The 22834-nt window shown below is 62.1% G+C and carries 21 protein-coding genes; 15 read left to right on the top strand and 6 right to left on the bottom strand.

All coding sequences use genetic code 11. The annotated features are described in order from the left end of the window. Nucleotides 1–138: 138 nt before the first annotated feature. The 5 genes from OC610_RS05475 (at nt 139) to OC610_RS05495 (ending at nt 4653) form a co-directional block, all read left to right on the top strand. Complete coding sequence (locus OC610_RS05475) at nt 139–789, top strand: hypothetical protein (protein ID WP_264426909.1); 651 nt, start codon at nt 139–141, stop codon at nt 787–789. Continuing rightward, nucleotides 789–1220: a phage holin family protein gene (locus tag OC610_RS05480; protein ID WP_181290644.1), complete on the top strand. Its 432-nt coding sequence runs from the start codon at nt 789–791 to the stop codon at nt 1218–1220. The genes OC610_RS05475 and OC610_RS05480 overlap by 1 nt, the downstream gene beginning before the upstream one ends. Beyond that, nucleotides 1217–2038, top strand: a complete 822-nt coding sequence (locus OC610_RS05485) for a DUF3618 domain-containing protein (protein ID WP_264426910.1) — start codon at nt 1217–1219, stop codon at nt 2036–2038. The genes OC610_RS05480 and OC610_RS05485 overlap by 4 nt, the downstream gene beginning before the upstream one ends. Nucleotides 2039–2153: 115 nt before the next feature. Then, complete coding sequence (locus tag OC610_RS05490; protein ID WP_264426911.1) at nt 2154–3560, top strand: saccharopine dehydrogenase C-terminal domain-containing protein; 1407 nt, start codon at nt 2154–2156, stop codon at nt 3558–3560. A gap of 73 nt (nt 3561–3633) precedes the next feature. Then, a complete protein-coding gene (locus OC610_RS05495) occupies nt 3634–4653 on the top strand; it encodes a hypothetical protein (RefSeq protein ID WP_264426912.1) in 1020 nt (339 codons plus the stop codon). A 9-nt stretch (nt 4654–4662) separates the two neighbouring features. On the opposite strand, the gene OC610_RS05500 is transcribed toward OC610_RS05495, so the two are convergent. Beyond that, the gene (locus tag OC610_RS05500; RefSeq protein ID WP_217861629.1) at nt 4663–4857 is read right to left on the bottom strand and encodes a hypothetical protein; all 195 of its coding nucleotides are present in this window, start codon (nt 4855–4857) and stop codon (nt 4663–4665) included. Between the two features lie 316 nt (nt 4858–5173). Here OC610_RS05500 and glsB point away from each other — a divergent pair, with 316 nt between their 5' ends. After that, entirely contained in the window at nt 5174–6082 is a 909-nt protein-coding gene (gene glsB / locus OC610_RS05505) for a glutaminase B (RefSeq protein ID WP_264426913.1), read from the top strand. 63 nt (nt 6083–6145) lie between these two features. Here glsB and OC610_RS05510 read toward each other — a convergent pair whose 3' ends face one another. Together OC610_RS05510 and OC610_RS05515 are read right to left on the bottom strand one after the other, a co-directional pair. Continuing rightward, a complete protein-coding gene (locus tag OC610_RS05510; protein ID WP_264426914.1) occupies nt 6146–6475 on the bottom strand; it encodes a hypothetical protein in 330 nt (109 codons plus the stop codon). Between the two features lie 541 nt (nt 6476–7016). After that, nucleotides 7017–8957 carry a DNA topoisomerase III gene (locus OC610_RS05515; protein WP_264426915.1) on the bottom strand — a complete coding sequence of 647 codons (1941 nt, stop codon included), beginning with the start codon at nt 8955–8957 and terminating at the stop codon, nt 7017–7019. 240 nt (nt 8958–9197) lie between these two features. Here OC610_RS05515 and OC610_RS05520 point away from each other — a divergent pair, with 240 nt between their 5' ends. Then, nucleotides 9198–9605 carry a response regulator gene (locus tag OC610_RS05520; protein WP_264426916.1) on the top strand — a complete coding sequence of 136 codons (408 nt, stop codon included), beginning with the start codon at nt 9198–9200 and terminating at the stop codon, nt 9603–9605. Nucleotides 9606–9791: 186 nt separating this feature from the next. Here the strand turns inward: OC610_RS05520 and OC610_RS05525 are convergent, their stop codons facing one another. Together OC610_RS05525 and OC610_RS05530 are read right to left on the bottom strand one after the other, a co-directional pair. After that, nucleotides 9792–11414, bottom strand: a complete 1623-nt coding sequence (locus OC610_RS05525; protein WP_264426917.1) for an MFS transporter — start codon at nt 11412–11414, stop codon at nt 9792–9794. Nucleotides 11415–11616: 202 nt separating this feature from the next. Then, a complete protein-coding gene (locus tag OC610_RS05530; protein ID WP_264426918.1) occupies nt 11617–13260 on the bottom strand; it encodes a GMC family oxidoreductase in 1644 nt (547 codons plus the stop codon). Between the two features lie 131 nt (nt 13261–13391). Between OC610_RS05530 and OC610_RS05535 the strand changes: the two genes are divergently transcribed. The 4 genes from OC610_RS05535 (at nt 13392) to OC610_RS05550 (ending at nt 17632) form a co-directional block, all read left to right on the top strand. Beyond that, nucleotides 13392–14276, top strand: coding sequence for a LysR family transcriptional regulator (locus OC610_RS05535; protein ID WP_264426919.1), 885 nt, complete (start codon nt 13392–13394; stop codon nt 14274–14276). Nucleotides 14277–14567: 291 nt separating this feature from the next. Then, a complete protein-coding gene (locus OC610_RS05540; RefSeq protein ID WP_264426920.1) occupies nt 14568–14933 on the top strand; it encodes a c-type cytochrome in 366 nt (121 codons plus the stop codon). 27 nt (nt 14934–14960) lie between these two features. After that, a complete protein-coding gene (locus tag OC610_RS05545; protein WP_264426925.1) occupies nt 14961–16349 on the top strand; it encodes a D-arabinono-1,4-lactone oxidase in 1389 nt (462 codons plus the stop codon). A gap of 74 nt (nt 16350–16423) precedes the next feature. Beyond that, entirely contained in the window at nt 16424–17632 is a 1209-nt protein-coding gene (locus OC610_RS05550) for a DSD1 family PLP-dependent enzyme (protein ID WP_264426926.1), read from the top strand. 146 nt (nt 17633–17778) lie between these two features. Here the strand turns inward: OC610_RS05550 and OC610_RS05555 are convergent, their stop codons facing one another. Further along, nucleotides 17779–18723: a SphA family protein gene (locus OC610_RS05555; RefSeq protein ID WP_264426921.1), complete on the bottom strand. Its 945-nt coding sequence runs from the start codon at nt 18721–18723 to the stop codon at nt 17779–17781. A gap of 205 nt (nt 18724–18928) precedes the next feature. Between OC610_RS05555 and OC610_RS05560 the strand changes: the two genes are divergently transcribed. The 4 genes from OC610_RS05560 to OC610_RS05575 all read left to right on the top strand — a co-directional run bounded on the left by OC610_RS05560 (nt 18929) and on the right by OC610_RS05575 (nt 22815). Beyond that, entirely contained in the window at nt 18929–19972 is a 1044-nt protein-coding gene (locus OC610_RS05560; RefSeq protein WP_264426922.1) for an AraC family transcriptional regulator, read from the top strand. An 84-nt stretch (nt 19973–20056) separates the two neighbouring features. Continuing rightward, on the top strand, nt 20057–20809 hold the full coding sequence (locus tag OC610_RS05565; protein WP_264426923.1) for a GntR family transcriptional regulator: 753 nt from the start codon (nt 20057–20059) through the stop codon (nt 20807–20809). Then, nucleotides 20806–22545 (top strand): fumarate reductase/succinate dehydrogenase flavoprotein subunit, encoded by a 1740-nt coding sequence (locus OC610_RS05570; protein WP_264426924.1) that lies wholly within the window; start codon nt 20806–20808, stop codon nt 22543–22545. Before OC610_RS05565 ends, OC610_RS05570 begins: the two co-directional genes overlap by 4 nt. 24 nt (nt 22546–22569) lie before the next feature. Continuing rightward, nucleotides 22570–22815 (top strand): 4Fe-4S dicluster domain-containing protein, encoded by a 246-nt coding sequence (locus OC610_RS05575; RefSeq protein WP_003180418.1) that lies wholly within the window; start codon nt 22570–22572, stop codon nt 22813–22815. Nucleotides 22816–22834: the final 19 nt, after the last annotated feature.

A 22834-nucleotide genomic window follows, 5' to 3' on the forward strand; every position in this document is an offset into this window, starting at 1 on the left:
CACCCAGCGTCCAGCCCTCAAACTCATTTGAACTCAGCTCGCGCGCGTCCCGTCACTTGTTCTGAGAGGCACTTAATCGGGCATCGCCACGGCGATTGCCTGTTGTTGAGTTTTTCATCACGGAGGCGATGGACAGACATGACTATCCCGGACAATAACCCCGAGCGACAAAACGACACTTCAAGCCGTGGGCGACCAGAAGAGTCGTTGAATAACATCAAGGAGGACGTGAACGAAGCCATCGGCAGCGCCCGCGAACGGGCCGACGCGCATTTCGGCCAGTACCGCGATACCGCGGCGGACCAGATCGATGCACTGGCGCGCGGCGCCAAGTCCGCCATGTCGGAACTCGAAGCCAACGACACGCTTGGCTTGTCGCATTACCTGGCAGACGTGGCCGATAGCATGAGCGGCCTGGCCGGCACATTGCGCAACAAGAGCGCCGAGCAGTTGCTGCAGGACGGGTCTCGCCTGGCGCGGGAAAACCCCGGCCTTTTCCTCGCCGGCAGCATCGCGGTGGGGTTCGGGCTGTCGCGGTTTCTCAAGGCCGGCACTTCGCCGGTTGCCACCGAGGTCGACGACCCAGCCGCCGGACATTCAACGCCCCCCGCCGGTGGGTTCGGAGCCCAGCGGTTCGATCCGGTGCCTGACCCGATCGGTCCTGGCGCCGCCACGAGCGGCGGCCTGGCCACTGGCATCACCCCGACTTCCCCCAGCGTCCAGGACCATCCCGGTGATTTCGCCACCGGTTCGTTGCCGGACTCGGCCAATACCAGAGGAGAATTGTGATGAACCGACCAGACCCAGATATCCAGCGTTCCGCCGGGACCTCGGTGCCTGAAAACGATGCCTCGGTCGTGGGGCTGCTTCGACAACTGACCCACGAAGTCCCCTCGCTGTTTACCAAGGAACTGGCACTGGCCAAGGCGGAGTTCCAGGCCAGCCTCAACACCTTGAAGGCTGGCATCGCCGGGGTCGCCGGTGGCGCGATGGTGCTGATGGCCGGTTTCATCATCCTGCTGATGGCGGTGGTGTATGGCCTGAGCACGATGATGGCGCCGTGGCTGGCCGCGCTGATCGTCGGTGTCGTGGTGATGATCATCGGGTTTGTCATGGTGCAATCCGGCAAGAAACAGTTCGAACCGTCCCATTTCAAGCCTGACCGAACGCTCGACGCCTTGAACAAAGATCAGGAAGCCCTGCGGAGGAAAGCCTCATGAAGGATGAATTCAAAACCGAATCGCAAAAGAGCCCGGAGACCATCGAGCGCGAGATCGATGAGCAGCGCGCCCATATCAGCGACATCGTCGATGCCCTGGGCAGCAAATTCACACCGGGGCAGATGCTCGACCAGGCGTTGGGCCTGGTGAAGGGCAATGGCGCGGAATTCTTCGGCAACCTGGGCACGACGGTGCGCAACAACCCGGTGCCGACCGTGCTCACGACGGTTGGCCTGTGTTGGTTGATGCTCGGGCAGAATCACCCGCCTCGGGTCGGTTATCGCGTCGGCCCAGACCAGGACGGCAGCGGATGGAGCGAGGGGCTTGCGAGTGGCTTGGGCAGTGCCAGGAATCATCTGCACGACACCACCGACTCCTTGCGCGAAGGCTTCCATCACCTCAAGGACAAGGCCTCTCACCTGGCCGATGATTTGAGCGCTGGTGCTCGCCATGCCCGCAGCCGTGCGCATGAAACGGGAGATCGCATGACCCAGGGCTCCCATGACCTGGGCGATCAGTTCAGCCGCTTGCTCAAGGAACAACCGTTGATGATGGCGGCTGCGGGTATCGCCCTCGGGGCGATGCTCGGCGCAGCCTTGCCGAGTACCTCCACCGAGCAGCGCGTGATGGGCAAGACCAGCGCCGGGCTGACCGACAAGGCCAGGCAGAAGGCGCGCGAGGGCTATGAAACGGTGCGCGACACGGTGAGCAAGACCACCGAGCACCGAGACGAGCACCGCGACCAGCTAACCGTCACGCCAGCCCACGAACGGGCGCACTCCGGTGCAGACCTGTCCGGCGGATTGGGTACTTCGTAGGCGGGCAGGGCGCGGCGCGGGCTGAACCTTGCGTCGCGCCTGTCAACGCTGACGGTAGCATCGGCCGTCGTTCGGTTATTTCATGCGCGGTACACCGTTCCCAAGGAGGCGGCACATGAAACGTCAGGTCCCGTTCACCGGTCATCTGGTCTTCATCGGCTTCGGCTCCATCGCCCGGGCCACGTTGCCCCTGCTACTGAGGCAGGACCACATCGACGTCGAGCAGATCACCGTGATCGCCCCGGTGGTCGAGCAGAACATCTGGTTCAAGGAACGGGGCATCCGTTTTTTCCGCAAGGCGTTGACCGAGCAAACCTTTGCTCAAATCCTCGATCGCTTCGTCAAGCCTGGTGACTTCATCGTCAACCTGTCGGTGGAAGTCAGCTCCCTGGCTGTCATCGCGTACGCCTTCGACAAAGGCGCCCTGTATCTGGACACTTGCGTCGAGCCGTGGGCCGGCGGCTACAGCGATCCGCAATTGGACCTGTCCCATCGCACCAATTACGCGTTGCGCTACCAGGTGCTGGATCTGCGCAAGAAGTTGGGCAAGGGGCCGACAGCGGTGGTCGCCCACGGTGCCAACCCTGGCTTGATCACCCATTTGCTCAAGGCCGGCCTGGTGGAATTGGCCGTGCAGCTGGATCATCCGTTACCTGAGAACCGTAATGGCGTCGACTGGGCCCTGTTGAGCATGGAGCTGGGTATCAAGGTCATTCATTTTGCCGAGCGCGACACCCAACGTTCCCACGTTCCCAAGGAGGACGATGAGTTCGTCAACACCTGGTCGGTGGAGGGCTTCGTCAGCGAAGGCAGCCAGCCGGCGGAGCTAGGATGGGGCAGCCATGAACGTACGTGGCCGGCCTCCGCGCGGCGTCATCGTTTTGGAAGCCGCAACGCGATTTATCTGGAGCGGCCGAGTGCCGGCGTGCTGGTAAAAACCTGGACACCCCTGGGCGGCCCGTGCGTGGGCCTGATGATCACCCACCATGAAACCGCTTCGACGGCCGATTTGCTGACCGTCAAGGAACAACGCAAATTGGTCTATCGGCCGACCCTGCATTACGCCTATCACCCTTGCAATGACGCATTGCTGTCGGTCCACGAACTGATCGGTCGAGGCTGGCAGATGCAAACCCGGCAGCGCATCCTCAACGGTGAGATCGACAGCGGTGGGATCGATGCTCTGGGCGTGTTGTTCATGGGGCATGACTTGAATGCCTACTGGTTCGGCTCGCTGTTGAGCATCGACGAAGCCCGCGCTTTGGTGCCCTTCAACAACGCCACCAGCCTGCAAGTGGCGGCGGGGGTGCTGTCGGGGATCGTCTGGGCGATCGAGCATCCGGACCGTGGCATCGTCGAACCCGAACAGATGGACCATGAGCGTGTGCTGGAAATCGCCCGGCCGTACCTGGGCACGCTGGTTGGTCAGCGCACTGATTGGACGCCGAGTGGCGCCGCTCACAAATCCTCTGTGAAAGGTGCCGCTGACGACTGGCAATTCAAGCATTTCACCCGGTTTTAATGGCTGCGGACTGACCCGATTTCATCAGCCTATACTCAGTCTGTGGATCCCTTGATACAGGGGTGGCGCCATTGTGCTGCGTTCACTGTTGCTGGCCGTGATGCTCGTCCTGGCGGGGTGCGCCACGTCACAGCGCGGCCAGCAGGTTGCCATGGCAGCGATTTCCCAGGATACCTGGCGGCAGGTCGACCAACTTATCCTCGCCGCGTCGAAAAGCGCTACCGAACAGGCCCAGGTTTATGCCCGCGGTTCGATGGAGCATTGGCGGGTGTTGGTGTATGAGCGCACCGAGGCTGCATTCATTCCGTGGTTCAGCAGCTACTGGACCCAGGAATGGATGGCTGTGAAGGTCAGTTGGTATTCAGCCAGCGCCAAGGGCGAGACGGATTCCCCGGCCAGGCGCCTGGCGGTGTACCTGCAGGAACAGTATCGCGAGCAAGTGCTGGAGCCGGTGGCGCTGGAAATCGATCCGGAAGCGATCAGGGCAAACGCCACACGTTATTACCTGCAGCTGCTCAATCAACAGGTCCAGGTGATTGCCCAGCGCCATCGAATCCCGGCGCAATTGATGAACCGACGTTTGCATGGCATCCGGGCCATCAACCTCGGCCCGCCAGCGGCGCGCAATGCGTCGTTGTACGAAATGGTCCACACCGAACCGCTCGATACATTGCCGGCCTATGCGGCGCTGATCGACCATGTCGACAAGGCCGCCGACACCGGCTCAGGTCCGTCGGACGCGGTGATCGCCACGGTGGCGCAACGCACCAGTGAAAAAATCGAAGCGCAATTTGCCACGCGAGGGGCGACCGGCGCGGCGGCGGCCGTGGCCGGAAAAGCGGCTGGGGCACTGATTTCGGTGGGAGTGGCGGGCATTCGCGCAATGATCCATGAGGGCGAACGGCCGGAAATGGAAGCGCAAATCCGCAAGAGCCTGAGCACGGCGTTTGACGAAGCCTGGTTCAAATCCCTCAAGCATCCCCTCAGCGGGGTGATGGCGGCGGTGTATTACCTTGCAGGGGAAATCGATAGCAACCTGGTGGAGGCGGACCTCGACAATCGGCCACCGGAGCTGCCTGCCATTGCGCCTTGATCAGCGTTGCTAGTCAGACCCCAGCGTGACGCGACAACCCTTGCGATGGCGGATCTGTTCGTCCGAAGGGCGTTCCTTGATGAATTCGAAGCGCGGCTCGCCTTCGCTGTAGATCACCAGCCACCCCCATTCCAATTCGCTTTCATCCTGCCCGGGCTGGGGCGGCGCGGCCCACCAGGGTTCTTTTTGCATGATCTGGCGCATCGTGTACCTCCTGCCGGTTGATCCTTGACTATAGACCGCGGGATTTCGCGACTAGCGCCCGCATCACTTTTCGAAACCCTTGGACGGACGCTTTTGTGGCGAGGAAGCTTGCTCCCGCTGGCCGCGCAGCGGCCCCTCATCCAATCGCTCGGACTGTCCGGTTGCGGCGACCAGCAAGGGGGCTGTTCCACAGCCCAGCGGGAGCAAGCTCCCTCGCCACTTTTTTTGGCCAACCCAGTGTGCTCTGATTCGCCTGACCAGCGTCTAGCGTCTGTATCCCCGCACTCGAACGGGGAATGACGGGACCCCTGCGCACATGCAAGCACTGTTGAACGAGATCCTCGATGCGGTTCGCCCCCTGATCGGTCAGGGCAAGGTGGCCAACTACATTCCCGCCCTTGGCACCGTGGCGGCCAATCAGTTGGGCATTGCCGTGTATAGCAATGACGGCGAGTTGTACTGTGCGGGCGATGCCGAGACAGCGTTCTCGGTGCAGAGTATTTCCAAGGTGTTCAGCCTGGTGCAGGCGATCGAGCATTCCGGTGAGGCCATCTGGGAGCGCTTGGGTCACGAGCCGTCCGGCCAGCCCTTCAACTCCTTGGTACAACTGGAATTCGAGCGCGGCCGTCCGCGCAATCCGTTCATCAACGCCGGGGCCTTGGTGATCTGCGACATCAACCAATCGCGCTTCGCCGCTCCGGCACTGTCGATGCGCGATTTCGTCCGGCGCTTGTCGGGCAATCCCCAGGTAATGGTGGACGGCAAGGTCGCCGAGTCGGAATACCAGCACCGGGCCCGCAACGCGGCGATGGCCTACCTGATGCAGTCCTTCGGCAACTTCCATAACGATGTGGAAGCGGTGCTGCGCAGTTACTTCAGCCATTGCGCGCTGCGCATGAGTTGCATCGACCTGGCCCGGGCGTTCTGCTTTCTCGCCAACGATGGCTTCTGCAAGCACAGCGGCGAGCAGATCCTCAGCGCCCGCCAGACCCAGCAGGTCAACTCGATCATGGCCACCAGCGGGCTGTACGACGAGGCGGGCAACTTCGCCTACCGTGTCGGCCTGCCAGGCAAGAGCGGTGTCGGCGGCGGGATTGTCGCGGTGGTGCCAGGGCAGTTCACAGTCTGCGTCTGGTCGCCGGAGCTCAACGCGGCCGGCAACTCCCTGGCCGGCATGGCGGCGCTGGAGCTGCTCAGTCAACGGATCGGCTGGTCGGTGTTCTAAACAGATGCGATAAAAAAGGGCCCGCTCCTGAGTCAGGAGCGGGCCCTTTTTGTTTGTGGGATATCAGCAGAGGCGGTCGATGACCCGGACCTCAGGGGAGTGCTGTACCGACGGCCAGGCTTGGGTCAGCGTCTGCAGCACGCGGCCCATGAAGTCTTTGTCGGCGGCGGCTTTCTTGCCGACGTAGCCTTGGCCGCGACGGTACATTTTCAGCCGCGCACACAAGTCTTGCTGGTGCTTTTCGAATTCATCTTCCTGGGTGAAAGGCGAGAGGCAGTCCATATGGACCTGGCCAGTCTTGCTGATCCACAGGATATGGCTATCCAGGCTGTCCTTGTGTGCTGCGAACATGCGAGCCAGTTCATCAATAGATGGTTGATTGTTCAGATTCATGTGTAAGCCCCTTGACCATTTGGTTGATCTGTCTGGTGGTTCGCAAAACTTCGCTGTTCGGTAAATTGCCTGCCTGATACCGAAATCAGGCCGTCAGCGTTCGTCCGCCGGACTTCAGCGGGTTCGTGCATCGGTTGTGTAGTGTCAATCGAAGGGCTGCTACGCAAATGCGCTACAACGAGGAGAAACAGCGAAGAATCATCAGGCCAGTGTCGACTTCAGAGGGTCGAGCCCATGCGTCATGAGGATTGATCGCCAGCGCTTCTCGTCCTTGTCACCGGACGGTCATGCCAGGTCAGCACCTTCAATCTGCCTTGTGGGCAGTCCCTTATCCAAAAAAACAGCTCGGCGGTCAGACGAGCTTGCTCAAACATTTACCTGTACTCCCGATCGGGGAGACGTCTGCATCATGCAAGGCGAAATCGGAGGCGTCAACGGTTTTGTAGTGATTATTTTTGGTCACTACATATTGTCGGACAAAATGGTTTGGGTATGAAAAAGTAGCGAAAGGGGGCGAGGCCACAGAGGACCTCCTTTGAGTTCAAGGGGCCTTGCTGGCCTTGCGCGGTGCACCGCCAGCCTTGCGCTTGGCCGGCTTGCGTTTTTTCTTCCACGGCGCCGCTCCGCGCCCGGCGGGGCTGGCGGGGCCGTTGATGGTCAGGCTCATGCCTTGGCAGCGGGCGACGTGCTTGCTCATCCAGGCGGCTTGCCGGGTGACGAATTCTTCCAGGCTCATCTCACCGCTTTGCACCATGTCCAGGGCCTGTTCCCAGATGGCAGTGGTGCCGGGGTCGGCGATTGCCCGAGGCACCGCGTCGATCAGGCTGAACGCCGCCGGGGTGGCGGACAGGGCCTTGCCGTTTTTCACCAGATAGCCACGGTCGAGCAAGCCCTGGATGATCGAGGCCCGGGTCGCTTCGGTGCCGATGCCGGTGGTGTCCTTGAGTTTCTGCTTGAGCAGCGGGTCTTCCACCAACTTGGCAACGTTTTTCATCGCCTTGATCAGGTCGCCTTCGGTGAATGGCTTGGGCGGCTGGGTCCAGAGGTCCTTGGGTTTCACCTCGTCCACTGCGCAATCTTGACCTTCGGCCAGTGCGGGCAGGGTTTGCGGTGCCGGTGCTTCGCGACCTCGCGCGGGCGCCAGGGCTTCGGGCAGGGCGCGTTTCCAGCCGTGTTCGATGATCTGCTTGCCCACCGCGCGCAGGTCTTGCCCGGCGCAATCGAAATCGGCCTGGGTCCGGTCGTATTCATGGTTGGGCAGGAACTGCGCCAGGTAGCGTGCGCGAATCAGCGTGTAGACGGCGCGTTGCTTGCCGGCGAGCTTGTCGAGGTTCTTCGCCGCCGCCGTGGGAATGATGCCATGGTGCGCACTGACCTTGGCGTCGTTCCAGGCCCGGGACTTGCGCTGCGGCTGCAGGTGATCACGCAGCGGGGCGAGCCCCGGGTCGGCCTGGGCGAGGGCGGCCAGGATGGCGGGCGCCTCGCTGTGCTGGCTCAAGGGCAGGAATCCGCAGTCACTGCGCGGATAGGTGATGAGCTTGTAGGTCTCGTAGAGCGATTGGGCGATGTCCAGGGTCTCCTGGGCGCCGAGGCCGAGCTTCTTCGAGCAGACTTCCTGCAGGGTGCCCAGGTCGAACGGCAGCGGTGCAGCCTCGCGCAACCGCTCGGTGCGCACCTTGATCACCCGGGCGGTGGCGGCGTTGGTCATGGCCTGGGCGGCCTCTCGGGCCAGGACCTGGTTCAGGCAGCGTTCCTGGTCGTCGCAGGCATCCGGGTCGGCGCGCCACTGGGCGATGAACGCCGTGCCGGTATGGCTCAGTTGGACATCGATGGCCCAGTAGGCGACCGGTACGAAATCGGCAATGCTGCGGTCGCGGTCCACCACCAACCGCAGGGTCGGTGTCTGCACACGGCCCACCGGCAGGACGCCCTGATAGCCGGACTGGCGTCCCAGCAAGGTGAACAGGCGACTCATGTTCATGCCGATCAGCCAGTCGGCCCGGGAGCGACCGAGGGCCGAATGGTACAGGTTGAAGGTTTCCGCCCCTGGCTTGAGGGCGGCAAGGGCCTTGCGGATCGACGCCTCGTCCAGGGCCGACAGCCACAGCCTTTGGATCGGCCCGCGATAGCGGCAATGCTCCACCAGCTCCCGGGCGATCATTTCGCCCTCGCGGTCGGCATCCGTGGCGATGACCAGTTCCTTTGCTTCACCCAACAGGCGCTTGACCGCTTTGTACTGGCTGGCGGTTTTCGGCTTGACCGTCATCTTCCATTGGACCGGCACGATGGGCAGGTCGGCCAGCACCCAGCGCTTGTAGCGGGCGTCGTAGGCGTCGGGCGGGGCGGTTTCCAGCAGATGGCCGATGCACCAGGTGACCGTGACGTTCGCGCCCAGCCAACAGCCGTCGCCGCGCCGGGTGGCGCCCAGCACGGCGGCGATGTCCTTGGCCTGGGACGGTTTTTCACACAGGTACAACCGCATAACGCCTCTTCCTAAGCAGGTTTCATGGGGCGCTAGCATGGTCAGGGATCGACGCCGGGGCAAGCTTTATCTGTATGGATATACAGATAAAGCGTTGCGCTGCGTTGCAACGGTCCGCCAGGCGCAACGCCCGGCGCGTGTGTGGACAAGCAGAATGAATTAATCGCCAGGGCATCGCTCATAACTTGCAGAGCGGGTGAAACCGCAAGGCAAGTTAATGGAATCAGGGAGAGTCACTTCATGAATTCGATGCCGAAGGGCAACGGACAGGCGACCACACGTTTGATTCTCGTTGTTGAGGATGACCCGACCATCCTGGAGTTCCTTTGCGAAATCCTGGAGGAGGAAGGATTCGTCGTCGAGCCTCGGGAAAGCGCCGATTCGGCGTTGACCTTTCTCGAGGAAAGCGCCGATTACGTGGACCTGCTACTCACCGACATCACCATGCCCGGAGCGATGGACGGAGCGGACCTGGCCAACCTGACCGGGGATCGCTGGCCGCAGATTCCGCTACTGATCATGTCCGGCTACGAGACCCCGGAAAGCGCCGGGATCAAGCATCACGCCTCGTTCATCGCCAAGCCGTGGGCGCTGGGGCAGATGCTGGATCTGGTGGAGAGCACAGTCAAAAGCCATCAGGTGCATTGATCAAGTATGCGGCCCCGTGGCGAGGGAGCTTGCTCCCGCTAGGGCTGCGTAGGAGCTGGCGGAGCCTGCGATCTTTTGATCTTGATCTTGATCTTGGTCTTGGTCTTTCGCTTGAGATTCAAGTGTCCTTGGAAAGATCGCAGCCTCGCTTCGCTCGGCAGCTCCTACGCAGCTCCTGTAGGCGTTTCAGTTTTTATCCAGGTCCACGTTCCGCGTTTCCCGCAGGCAGATCATCCCGACGACGAGGCTCACGCCGGTAATCACCACCGGGTACCACAGCCCGTAGAAGATATCCCCGGTGTAGACCACCAGGGCAAACGACACCGTGGGCAGGAAACCGCCGAACCAGCCATTGCCGATGTGGTAGGGCAGGGACATGGAGGTGTAGCGGATCCGGGTTGGAAACAACTCGACCATCAGCGCCGCCAGCGGGCCGTAGCACATGGCCGAGATGATGATCAGCGCCACGATCAGGGCGACGATCATCGGCCGATTGATCTGCTGGGCATCGGCTTTTTGTGGATAGCCGGCCAAGGTCACTGCGCCGCGCAGCGCGGCCTCGTCGTAGCCTTCGAGCTTCACGTCGCCGACGTTCACTTGCACCGGGCTGCCGGCCGGTGCCGCGACGCTGCTGTAGGGCAGGCCTTGCTTGACCAGGAAGGTCTTGACCTTGTCGCACGGGCTGTCGAATCGCGCCTTGCCCACCGGGTCGAACTGGAACGTGCAGGTGGCCGGGTCGGCGATCACGCTGATCGGCGCCTGGCGGCTCGCCTGGTCGATGGCTGGGTTGGCGTAGTGGGCGAGCGTCTTGAAGATTGGAAAGTACAGCGCCGTCGCCAGCAGCAGGCCGATCATCAGCACCGGTTTGCGCCCGACCTTGTCCGACAGCCAGCCAAAAAAGATGAAAAACGGCGCGCCGATCACCACGCTCACAATCAGCAGGCTGTTGGCCAGGGCCGGGTCCATCTTGAGGAATTGGGTGAGAAAGAACAGCACGTAGAACTGCGCGGCGTAGAACGTCACCGCTTGCCCGGCGTTGATGCTGAACAGGGCGATCAGCACCACCTTCAGGTTTTCCCATTTGCCGAAGGATTCGCGGATCGGCGCCTTGCAGCACTTGCCTTCTTCTTTCATCTTCAGGAAGGCCGGCGACTCGTGCAGGCTCAGGCGAATCCAGGTGGAAATGCCCAGCAGCAGGATCGACAGCAGGAACGGAATGCGCCAGCCCCAGACCTCGAATTGATCGCCGGTGAAATAACGGCAACCGAGCACCACCAGCAGCGACAGCAAAAGCCCGAGGGTGGCGGTGGACTGAATCCAACTGGTGTGGAAACCGCGCTTGCCGATGGGCGCATGCTCGGCGACATAAGTCGCCGCGCCGCCGTATTCGCCGCCCAGGGCCAGGCCCTGGAGCATGCGCAGGAGCACCAGGATGATCGGCGCGGCAATGCCGATGCTGGCGTAGTTGGGCAGCAGGCCGACGCAGAACGTGGCCAGGCCCATGAGCACGATGGTCGCGAGGAAGGTGTATTTGCGTCCGATCATGTCACCCAGCCGTCCGAACACCAGCGCACCGAACGGCCGCACGATGAAGCCAGCGGCGAAGGCCATCAGGGCGAAAATGAACGCCGTGGTGTCGTTCACCCCGGCAAAGAACTGTTTGCTGATGACCGCCGCGAGGGCGCCGTAGAGGAAAAAGTCGTACCACTCGAACACCGTCCCGAGGGACGAGGCGAAGATGACTTTCTGGGTTTCCTGGCTGGTGCCGGCGCTGCGCGTGGCTTCCAGGGGCTGAACATGTTCAGACATAGCGGTATCCCTCACAGTGATTGTTTTTGTTGTTCCACTGCGACGCCGGGTGGGGCGTCTCCTGATTTGACGCACTTTCCTTGAATCGACTCAGCCCCTGTGGGAGCGAGCTTGCTCGCGATGACGGCACATCCAACATCTACGCGTCAGACAAACCGCTATCGCGAGCAAGCTCGCTCCCACAAGGGATCTTCAGAGATCTTCAGACCGTGGCAGGCTCCTTCTGCGGCGTGGTGATTCGGGTGTCTACCTCAAGCATCATCCGCGCCGCCTTCTCGGCGATCATCAACGTCGGCGAGCAGGTGTTGCCCGAGGTGATGCGCGGCATGATCGAGGCGTCGGCGATGCGTAGGCCCTTGATGCCGTGCACGCGCAGTTGCGCATCCACCACTGCGTCACCGTCCTGGCCCATGCGGCAGGTGCCCACCGGATGGAAAATCGTCGTGCCGATGCGGGCGGCGGCCTGGTGCAGTTCCTCTTCGGCCTGCAGGCTCGCGCCCGGCAGGTATTCCACCGGCTTGAAGGCGCCGAGGGCCGGGGAGGCGACGATCCGTCGGGTCAGGCGGATGGCGTCGGCGGCGACCCGCAGGTCTTCGGGATGGCTCAGGTAATTGGGTTGGATCAGCGGCGCCTCACCCGGCTCGGCCGAACGGATGTCCACCCGGCCGCGGCTCATCGGGCGCAAATCACACACCGATGCGGTGAACGCCGGGAAGCTGTGCAACGGTTCGCCGAAACGTTCCAGTGACAACGGTTGCACGTGGTATTCGAGGTTGGCCGAGGTCTGTTCCGGCCCCGAGCGGGCGAACGCGCCGAGTTGGCTGGGGGCCATGGACAGCGGGCCGCTGCGGTCATACAGGTAGCGCAGGCCCATGCCCATCTTGCCCCACAGCGTGCCGGCGATCTGGTTCAGGGTGCGGGCGTTTTCCAGTTGATAGATCAGCCGCAGTTGCAGGTGATCCTGCAGGTTGCCACCCACGCCCGGCAACTCGTGCGCCACACCGATACCCAGGCGTTGCAGCAGGCTGCGCGGGCCGATTCCGGAACGCTGCAGGATGCCCGGCGAACCGACCGCCCCGGCGCACAGGACGATTTCCCTGCGGGCCTTGAAGGTCATGTTTTTACTTTGCCAACGAGCGCTCACGGCTTGGGCGCGGTCATCGCGCAACAAAACGCGGTCGACTTCGACCTCGGTCAATACCGTCAGGTTGGGGCGATTGCGAATCGGCTTGAGGAAGGCCTTGGCCGCATTCCAGCGTACCCCGGCCTTCTGGTTGACCTGGAAGTAGCCACACCCTTCGTTGTCACCGCCATTGAAATCATCGACGTTGGGGATGCCGCTCTGCTCGGCAGCGGTGCGGAAGGCGTCGAGGATCGGCCATGACAGGCGCTGGCGTTCGACTCGCCATTCGCCGGCCGCGCCGTGGATTTCGGAATCGCCCGCGAAGTGGTTTTCGCTTTGCCTGAACAATGGCAGCACGTCTTTCCAGGCCCAGCCAGCGTTGCCTTCGGCGGCCCAGCCATCATAGTCCCCGGCCTGGCCACGCATGTAGATCATGCCGTTGATTGATGAACAGCCGCCCAGGACCTTGCCGCGCGGATAGCTCAGGGCGCGTCCTTGCAGGCCCGGTTGGGCTTCGGTCTTGAAGCACCAGTCGGTGCGTGGGTTGCCGATGCAGAACAGGTAGCCGACCGGAATGTGAATCCACGGATAGTTATCGCGCCCGCCGGCCTCAAGCAGCAGCACCCGGTGTTGCGGGTTGGCCGAAAGCCGATTGGCCAGCAAGCACCCGGCAGGGCCGGCACCCACGATCACGTAATCGTATTCATCGACGACAGGTTGCATTCGCGACCTCGTTTATTGTTTTTGTGGCATTCATCCTAGTTGTTAGTTTTCGTCAAAAGAATGTTAGTTTTTGCGCAGCCGCTGTGCGTTTATAAACAGTCCTGCCTTCAGGCACCTCCAAGGATCGCCCCATGTTCGACTGGAATGACCTGCGTTATTTCCTGGAGCTGCAACGCAGCGGGCGTTTGTTGACGGCTGCGCGGCGCTTGAACACCACCCACGCCACGGTGGCGCGGCACATCGAGGCCATCGAAAAAAGTCTCGGCACTGCGCTGTTCGTCCAGCATGCCCAGGGCTACGAGTTGACCCCGGCCGGCGAGACATTGCTCAAGCATGCCGAAGCCATGGAGAACGTGGCGTTGCTGGCCCAGGAGGACATCACCCAGTCCAGCGCGCCGCTGGGCAAGATCCGCCTGGGGGTGACGGAAGGGCTTGGCATCATGTTCCTGGCCAGTCGCATGGACGGATTGTTCCAGCGTTATCCGGGGCTGGAGGTGGAACTGGTGGCGGTGCCGCGCTTCGTCAGCATCCTCAACCGCGAGGCGGAAATCAGCATCCACCTCGAACGCCCGGCGGCCGACCTGTTGGTGACGCGCAAGCTCACCGACTACAGCCTGGCGCTCTATGCAAGCCAGGCCTACCTGGATCGCTCGCCGCCCTTGCGCAGCCGCGAGGACCTGGCTCGACACGCCTGGATCGGCTACGTCGACGACCTGTTGTTCAGCCAGGAACTGATGTTTCTCAACAGCTTTTGCCGCAAGCCTCGGGTGGTGTTCCACAGCACCAGCGTGATCGCCCAGCAACAGGCCGCGCGCTCGGGCCTGGGAATTGCCGTGCTGCCGTGCTACATGGCCAGCGGCGACCCGACGCTGGTGCCGTTGTTGCCGGCCGAAACCATCTGCCGCAGCTACTGGATCAGCACCCGCCGCGAACTGCACAAATCCGTACGGCTGCGCGTGCTGTGGGATTACGTGGTGCAGTTGTGCGAGCGCGAGCAGAAATTGCTGTTGCCCTGAGCGCGCCGTACCCCGTGGCTGTGTAGGGGCTGGCGAAGCCTGCGATCTTTTGATCTCTTGCTTGAGATTCAAGCGTCTTGGGAAAGATCACAGCCTCGTTTCACTCGGCAGTTCCTACATGGTTTCCAATATTTGCGCATGGTTTCTACGCGGTTCTGCGGGCGATCCCAGCAGGAGGATGTCCGCCGAAGCCCCCTTTTATGGCCCGCAATGACCTCAAGCCAAAACGCTGGGGTGCCTTAGTGTGGAAGCCGTCAGACCCACAATAAGAAAGCGCCGCGAGAGGGCCCTATGCGGTTACCCGGATTTTCGTTGCATCCTGCCATTTCCATCGTGCTGCTCACCCTGTTGACCGGTTGCGATGACGCGCCGACGCCACCCACACCCACCGCAATCACGGCCATGCCCAGCGATGCGTCGCTGGCCCGGATCTACGACAGCAGTTGCAAGCTCTGTCACGCCAATCCTGCCGCCGGAGCGCCGTTGACCGGCGATACCCACGCCTGGGCCCCGCGCCTGGCACAGGGCGCTGAGACGCTGCTCGATCATGCGATCAACGGCTACAACGGCATGCCGCCGATGGGCCTGTGCATGCACTGTTCCGAAGAGCAGTTCCTGGCCCTGATTGCCTTCATGTCCGGACAACGATTCCAATAATCCAACAAGGGGTTTTCCGGCATGACCATGGATTACTCGCGACGTCGATTGCTGCAACAGGCCGGCGTTGTCGCGGCCCTCACTGCGCTGGGCAGCCCGGGCGCCCTGGCCGAACTGATGCGCGCCCCGCGATTGATTCCATGGCGCAATTGGTCGGGCGCCCAAAGTTGCCTGCCGGTCGCGCGCCTCGCCCCTCAGGATCTGGATGAACTGGTGCAGGTGGTGCGCCGCGCCGAAGGCCGGATCCGCCCGGTGGGTTCCGGCCATTCCTTCAGCGCCTTGGTGCCCACGGATGGGACCTTGCTCTCTCTGAGTTTTTTCAGCGGTTTGCTGGATCACGACGCGGCCAGCCTGCAGGCCGAATTCGGCGGTGGCACGCCGATGTCGCGCATGGGCACGGCGCTCCAGGCCATTGGCCAGGCGCTGCCGAACATGGCCGATGTCGACTACCAGACGCTGGCCGGTGCCATCGCCACCTCGACCCATGGCACGGGCAAGGCGTTCGGTTCCTATTCGTCCCAGGTCGTCGGCCTGCAACTGGTCACGGCCAATGGCGAGGTGCTCGATTGCGACGCCCGGCAGCATCCCGAGGTGCTCAGTGCCGGCCGGGTCTCCCTGGGCGCCTTGGGACTGATAACCCGCGTGCGCCTGCAAAACCGCGCGGCCTATCGATTGCGCGAGCGCCAGTGGGTGGCGAAGACCGAGGAATTGCTCGAGGACGTGGAGGCCAATACCCGCGACAACCAGCATTGGGAAATGCAGGTCGTGACCCATTCGGACTATGCATTGTCGATCACCTTGAACGAAACCACCGACCCCGCCACGCCGCCGATCAGTCCCGAGGAGGAGGGCGGCAACGAGTTCGTCAGCGTGATCGAGAACCTCGACAAGTACGGCAGCGATTTCCCGGCGACCCGCCGAGCCTTGCTCAACAGCCTGCGTTGGGTGGCCGATTTCGATGATCGGGTCGGCGACTCCCATGACATCTACGCCAACGCCCGCACCGTGCGCTTCAACGAAATGGAGTACTCGGTGCCGGCTGACCAGGGCCCGGCATGCCTGCGGGAAATCCTCGCGCTGATCCGCGACAAGAACCTGCGCACCTGGTTTCCCATCGAGTATCGCTACGTGAAGGCCGATGACATTCCCTTGAGCATGTTCGAAGGCCGGGACAGCTGCGCCATCTCCGTGCATCAGCATTACCAGATGGATCACCACAACTTCTTCGCGGCCATCGAACCGATTTTCTGGAAATACCAGGGGCGCCCGCATTGGGGCAAGTTGCACTCGCTCAACGCCAGGACGCTACAAGCGTTGTATCCCCGCTGGGAGGAGTTCGCCCGGGTGCGCCAGGCCCTGGACCCGGGCGGCAAGTTTCTCAATGGACATCTTTCGACGATCCTGGGGGCGAGCTGATGGGGTTCAATCGTCGTCGCTTCCTGGCGGGAACGCTGGGCGCCGGGATGTTGTTGGCGGGTGTCGGTGCCTGGCTGCGACCGCAGGACCGAGGCGCGCCGTACAGCGACTATTTTCGCCAGCTCAACCGTGAGCTCAAGGACCATGGCCCGATGCGCCCGGTGATGCTCATCGACCTGGATCGACTCGACCACAACATCGACGTGGTGAAGGCCTCCGTGCAACGCGCCGGCAAGCAGTTGAGACTGGTGGAGAAGTCCTTGCCGGCCCCCGGCCTGCTGAATTACATCGCCCAGCGTGCCGAGCCCCGGCGCTTGATGTCATTCCATCAGCCGTTTCTCAACCATGACGCAGTGCAGTTTCCCCAGGCCGACATTCTGCTGGGCAAGCCCCTGCCGGTGCGTTCCGCCGAACTGTTCTACATGCTGCACAAAGGTCCTTTCGACCCGGCGCGCCAGTTGCAATGGCTGCTCGACACGCCTGAGCGACTGGAGCAGTACCGGGCATTGGCCCTGGCGCTGGGCATTCGCTTGCGGGTCAACCTGGAGCTGGACGTCGGCCTGCACCGGGGCGGGATCGCTGACGAGGCGAGCCTGGACGCGATGCTCAAGGCGATCCGCGCCCACCCGGCCCAACTGGAGTTTGCCGGATTCATGGGTTACGACCCGTTCGTGGGCATGGGCGTGCCGGAGTTCGTCGCAACGCCGCAGACGCTGTTGGCGCGGGTCATGGCGATCTACCGCGCGCGCGTGGATTTCGTGCGCCTGCGCTATCCCGATCTTTGGCGCCCTGGCTTGACGCTCAACACCGCGGGCAGCCCCAGCTATCGCATTCATGAACAGGAAAACCTGAGCACCGAGGTGTCGGTGGGCACGGCCATGCTCAAGCCCAGCCACTACGATTTGCCTTCGCTGAGTGAACACGTGCCGGCGGTCTACATCGCCACGCCGGTGTTGAAACGCACCGGCGCGGTGAACATCCCGGCGCTGGACGACACGTCACGGATTTTTTCCTGGTGGGACGTGAACCAGCGCGAGACCTTTTTCATCTACGGCGGCAACTGGATGGCCGACCTTGAATCACCGCCCGGCTTGCAGGTCAACAATCTGTACGGACGCAGCTCCAATCAGGAAATGGTCAACGGCTCCGCGGCGGTGGGGTTGGCGGTGGAGGACCAGGTGTTCCTGCGGCCGACCCAGACCGAATCGGTGTTGCTGCAGTTTGGTGACTTGCTGGCGGTGCGGGCGGGGAGGATTGTGGAAAGTTGGCCGGTTTATAGCTGACGGCTGGATGGATGAATTGAAATCGCCACCGTTTCAATGTGGGAGCGAGCTTGCTCGCGATGGCGACCGCACTGCGGATATTTCTGCAAGCTGACACATCGCTTTCGCGAGCAAGCTCGCTCCCACAATGGTCATGGGCCGGCCGCTTAAAACGCAAACGGAATACTGATCTTCGCCCAGAGCATCTCGCCTTCGGGGCGGTTCTCCACGTCGAATTCCTTGGCCCAGCGGATCTCGGCGCTGGCGTATTTGAGAAAGGTCACGTGCAGCGCCGGGCCGATGGCGAACACCTCGCCGCGCACGCCATCGTCCACGTCCTGCCCGGCGAATTGCACGGTGCGGCCGTACTGTTTGTCGTCGGTGGTCTGTTTCAGGTAGTAGCCGTTGAGGCCCACCGTCACGTTATCGTTCAGCCGGTAGCTGGCGGAATAATCGAAGTGGAAAATCTGCCCCGAGCGGTAATCGGTGTCCTTGTTTTCGCGGTTGAAGCTGTAGGTGGTTTTCATCGACAGCTCGGTGTTGTCCGTGGGCAGCCAAGTGAAGGAAAACAGCGGTTTGTAGGTGTAGAAATTGTTGCTGGTATTGGCCAGCCGATCGGAATCGTATTCACCGGTCGGCACCGTGATTTCCACCGCGGCGGCCAGCGTCAGGCTCTTGCCCATGTCCCAGAGGATGATGGGCGAGATGGTGGTGTCGCCCATGCTTTCGCGCGTGTCACTCATGCCGAACGCGGCGACCTCCTGCTTGAGCCAGGGCTGCGCGACGTAGATACCCAGTCGCCCTCCGGCCACTCGCAGCGGGCTCAGGTAGTCGATGCGCGGGATCACCGCCGTGGATTCGATTTCGACGCCCGACACTTCGCCGCCCAATGAGCTGATGTTGAATTTTCGAGCCTTGTAGTGGTTGTAGTAGAGGTTGAAGGCGACCATGTGGTCCGGGAGGCTGTCGACCTCCAGCGGCAGCACATAGAAGCCGTCGGTGCCGGTGCCGATGTTATCGACGCCGGATTCGGTGGCGAGGGCCGGCAAGGCGTTGGCGCAAGCCAGGCCCAAGGTCAATTGCAGGGTGAATCGCGTGCGGATCGGGTTCATGGAGGGGCTCGTTATTATTGTTGGAAACGCACCAAGGGTCCGAGCCATAGAAATAAGCCGTTCGCCGCCGACAGGGCAGGGTATTGGCGGCCATTGAGGGGACTTGCGCGGCCAGATTATTGGCTGCCTATATTCACTGGGCCATGCTAACGTTTAGAAACAACCGGTTACAAAAACGTCTCCTAACGTGCTCCGGAACCCGCCCATGCAGATGAAAGTCATCGACCCCACGTTCGAGCTGGCGCTGGTATCGCCGTTCCTGTTGCAGACCCTCGCCGATGTTGTGGCAGACAAGGGGTTCGATGCGGCGATCCTGTGTCGTGGCCTGGGGTTCGGCCTCGATGACCTGCAAGACCCGGCCCATCGCATTTCCCATCGCCAGGCCGTGGTCATGATCCAGCGGGCGCTCAAGTTGTTACCCGACCAGGGGCTGGGATTGTGGGTCGGTGACCGCAACGTACTGGGCACCCTGGGTTTGCTGGGACACGTATTGTCACTGTGCGAGACCTTGCGCGACGTCTTCGCCCTGGGGGTGCGCTACCAGCGCACTACCGGCGGCATCGCGCAGATCAGCGCCGAAGAAGCCGGCGACCGGATCACGGTCGAGGCGACGTGCCAACTGCCCTTTGCCGACGTGCAGGTGTTTGCGGTCGAAGAATTCTTCGCCAGTGTGTTGGTTTATGGCCGGGCGCTGGCGGCGTCCGACTTCAAGCCAGAGGCAGTGGAATTCATGCACGCCGCACCTTCCTATGCGGGCGAGTACCAGCGGATCTTCGGGCCGGTCGTGCGCTTTGGTTGCCGGCAGAACCGCATGCTGATCGATGCTTGCTGGCTGGAGGTGCGCTTGCCCAACCATCATCCGCTGGCCCTGCGCCAGGCACTGGCCTTGCTGGAGCAGGAGGCCAGCGAAGTCCACCAGAAAATCGACCTGATCCAGGCCGTGGAACGGGCGATTGCCCGGGACCTGACCCGCGGTAGCCATATCGACAAGATCGCCGGAGACCTCAACATGAGCAGCCGCACCCTGCGGCGCCGCCTGACCGAGCACAACCTGACCTTCGAAACCTTGCTCGAACAAGTGCGCCGTGGCCGGACCTTGAACCTGCTGGCCAATCCCGAGTTGTCCATCGAGCGCATCACCGAAGAAGTCGGCTACAGCGATGTGCGCAGTTTCCGCCGGGCGTTCCGACGCTGGACCGGCATGAGCCCCAGTGCGTTTCGTAACGAGGGCGCCGAAGCCCGGCTCTAAGGTTATGTCCAAACGGTATTTCTCAAGCCACGGGTGGTTTCCCTAAGATCACGTCATAACTCGTTATGACAAGTGAAATGAACCATGCCCGACAACGTTCTTTCCCTCAGCAGCGTGCCGCTGCACACCCAACTGCGCGATGTGCTGCGCGCACGCATCCTCGATGGTGAATACCCTCAGGGCAGCCAGATGCCGTCGGAAAGCGAGCTCGGCGCGTTGTTCCGCGTCAGCCGCATCACCGTTCGCCAAGCCTTGGGCGACCTGCAAAAGGAAGGGCTGATCTTCAAGATTCATGGCAAAGGCACCTTTGTCGCCAAGCCCAAGACCTTCCAGAACGTCAGCACCCTCCAGGGGCTGGCCGAGTCCATGACCGACCGCGGTTTCGAGGTGATCAACCGCCTGCGCAGCTTCAAGTTCATGGCGGCGGACAAGTCAGTGGCCGAGCGCCTGAAACTGACCGAAGGGGACGTGGTGGCGCAGATCAAGCGGGTGCGGCTGATCAACCGCGAGCCGGTGTCCCTGGAGATCACCTACCTGCCCAAGGAACTCGGTGAGCGCCTTGAAAAAGCCGACCTGGTCACCCGCGACATCTTCTTGATCCTGGAAAACGATTGCGGCCTGGCCCTCGGTCACGCGGACCTGGCCATCGATGCGGTGCTGGCCGACAGCGACCTGTGCCAGGCCTTGGAGATCGAGGTCGGATCGCCCGTCATGCGCATCGAGCGCCTGACCCACGGCGCCGATGGGCAGCCGCTGGATTTCGAATACCTCTACTACCGCGGCGATGCCTTCCAGTACCGCCTGCGGATCGACCGGCAAAAAGGGACGCAGGCATGACCCAAGGCTTTGGAAATACCCTCGAACAGGAATACGACATCGTCATCATCGGCGGTGGCACCGCGGGCCCCATGGCCGCGATCAAGGCCAAGGAACGCAACCGGGATTTGCGCGTGTTGTTGGTGGACAAGGCCAACGTCAAGCGCAGTGGCGCCATCAGCATGGGCATGGACGGGCTCAACAACGCGATCATCCCGGGGCACTCGACGCCCGAGCAGTACACCAAGGAAATCACCCTCGCCAACGACGGCATCGTCAACCAGGCGGCGGTATACGCCTACGCGACGCACAGCTTCGAAACGATCGAGCAACTGGACCGTTGGGGCGTGAAGTTCGAGAAGGACGAAACCGGCGACTACGCGGTGAAAAAGGTTCATCACATGGGCGCCTACGTGCTGCCGATGCCGGAAGGGCACGACATCAAGAAGGTGCTGTATCGCCAACTGAAACGGGCGCGGGTGAGCATCACCAACCGGTTGGTCTGCACCCGGTTGCTGACCGACGACGAGGGCGCGGTCAACGGCGTGATGGGCTTCGATTGCCGCACCGCCGACTTTCATGTGATCAAGGCCAAGGCGGTCATTCTCTGCTGCGGCGCGGCGGGGCGCTTGGGGCTGCCGGCCTCCGGCTACCTGATGGGCACCTATGAAAACCCGACCAATGCCGGCGATGGTTATGCGATGGCCTACCATGCCGGCGCCGAGCTGGCGAACCTGGAATGCTTCCAGATCAACCCGTTGATCAAGGATTACAACGGCCCGGCGTGCGCCTACGTCACCGGTCCCCTGGGCGGCTACACCGCCAACAACAAGGGCGAGCGTTTCATCGAGTGCGACTACTGGAGCGGACAGATGATGTGGGAGTTCCACCAGGAACTCGAAGGTGGCAACGGCCCGGTGTTCCTCAAGCTCGATCACCTCGCCGAGGAAACCATCCAGAACATCGAAGAGATCCTGCACAGCAACGAGCGGCCCAGTCGCGGGCAGTTCCACGCCAACCGTGGTACCGACTACCGCACGCAGATGGTCGAGATGCACATTTCCGAAATCGGTTTTTGCAGCGGTCATTCGGCTTCGGGCGTTTGGGTCAACGAGCGGGCGGAAACCTCGGTCAAGGGCCTGTACTCGGCCGGTGACATGGCGGCGGTGCCGCACAACTACATGCTCGGTGCGTTCACCTACGGCTGGTTTGCCGGCAACAACGCCGCCGACTTTGTTGCCGGGAAGGATTTCTCGGCGCTGGATGCCGGGCAGATCGAGCGGGAGAGGGCACGTGTCTACGCGCCGCTTGAGCGCGAGCATGGCCTGCCGCCGGCCCAGGTGGAATACAAGCTGCGCCGCTTCGTCAACGATTACCTGCAACCGCCGAAGGTCACGAAAAAAATGCAGATCGGCCTGCAACGCTTCAGCGATATCCAGCGCGACCTGGACCAGATCAAGGCCCATAACGCCCACGAATTGATGCGCGCCATGGAAGTCAGCGTGATCCGCGATTGCGCCGAAATGGCCGCCCGCGCCTCGCTGTTTCGTGCGGAAAGCCGTTGGGGGCTGTACCACTATCGGGTCGATCACCCGCAACGCAACGACAGCGACTGGTTCTGCCATTGCCATCTGAAGAAAGGCGAGGACGGCACGATGATCTCGTTCAAGAAAGCCGTCGAGCCCTACATCATCGCCCTCGATGCCGACGAACTGCAGGCCTACGACCGGCTGCGGGTCGGTGCCGACGCGGCGTGAACCCATCACCCAAAGAGAACACCCATGGCCTATCAACCCCAGGAAATATTCTTCCGCTCCAATGCCCCCGTCACCGTGGACGAGGACAAATGCATCGCCCACAAGGGCTGCACGGTGTGCGTCGACGTATGCCCCATGGACCTGCTGGCGATCAACCCGGCAACCCAGAAGGCCTACATGGCGTTCGATGAGTGCTGGTACTGCATGCCCTGTGAAAAGGACTGCCCGACGGGGGCGGTGAAAGTGGAAATTCCGTACCTGTTGCGTTGACGGCGAGGACGCTATCGCG

This window comes from Pseudomonas agronomica, assembly GCF_025917275.1.
GTDB classification, from domain to species: Bacteria; Pseudomonadota; Gammaproteobacteria; order Pseudomonadales; family Pseudomonadaceae; genus Aquipseudomonas; species Aquipseudomonas agronomica.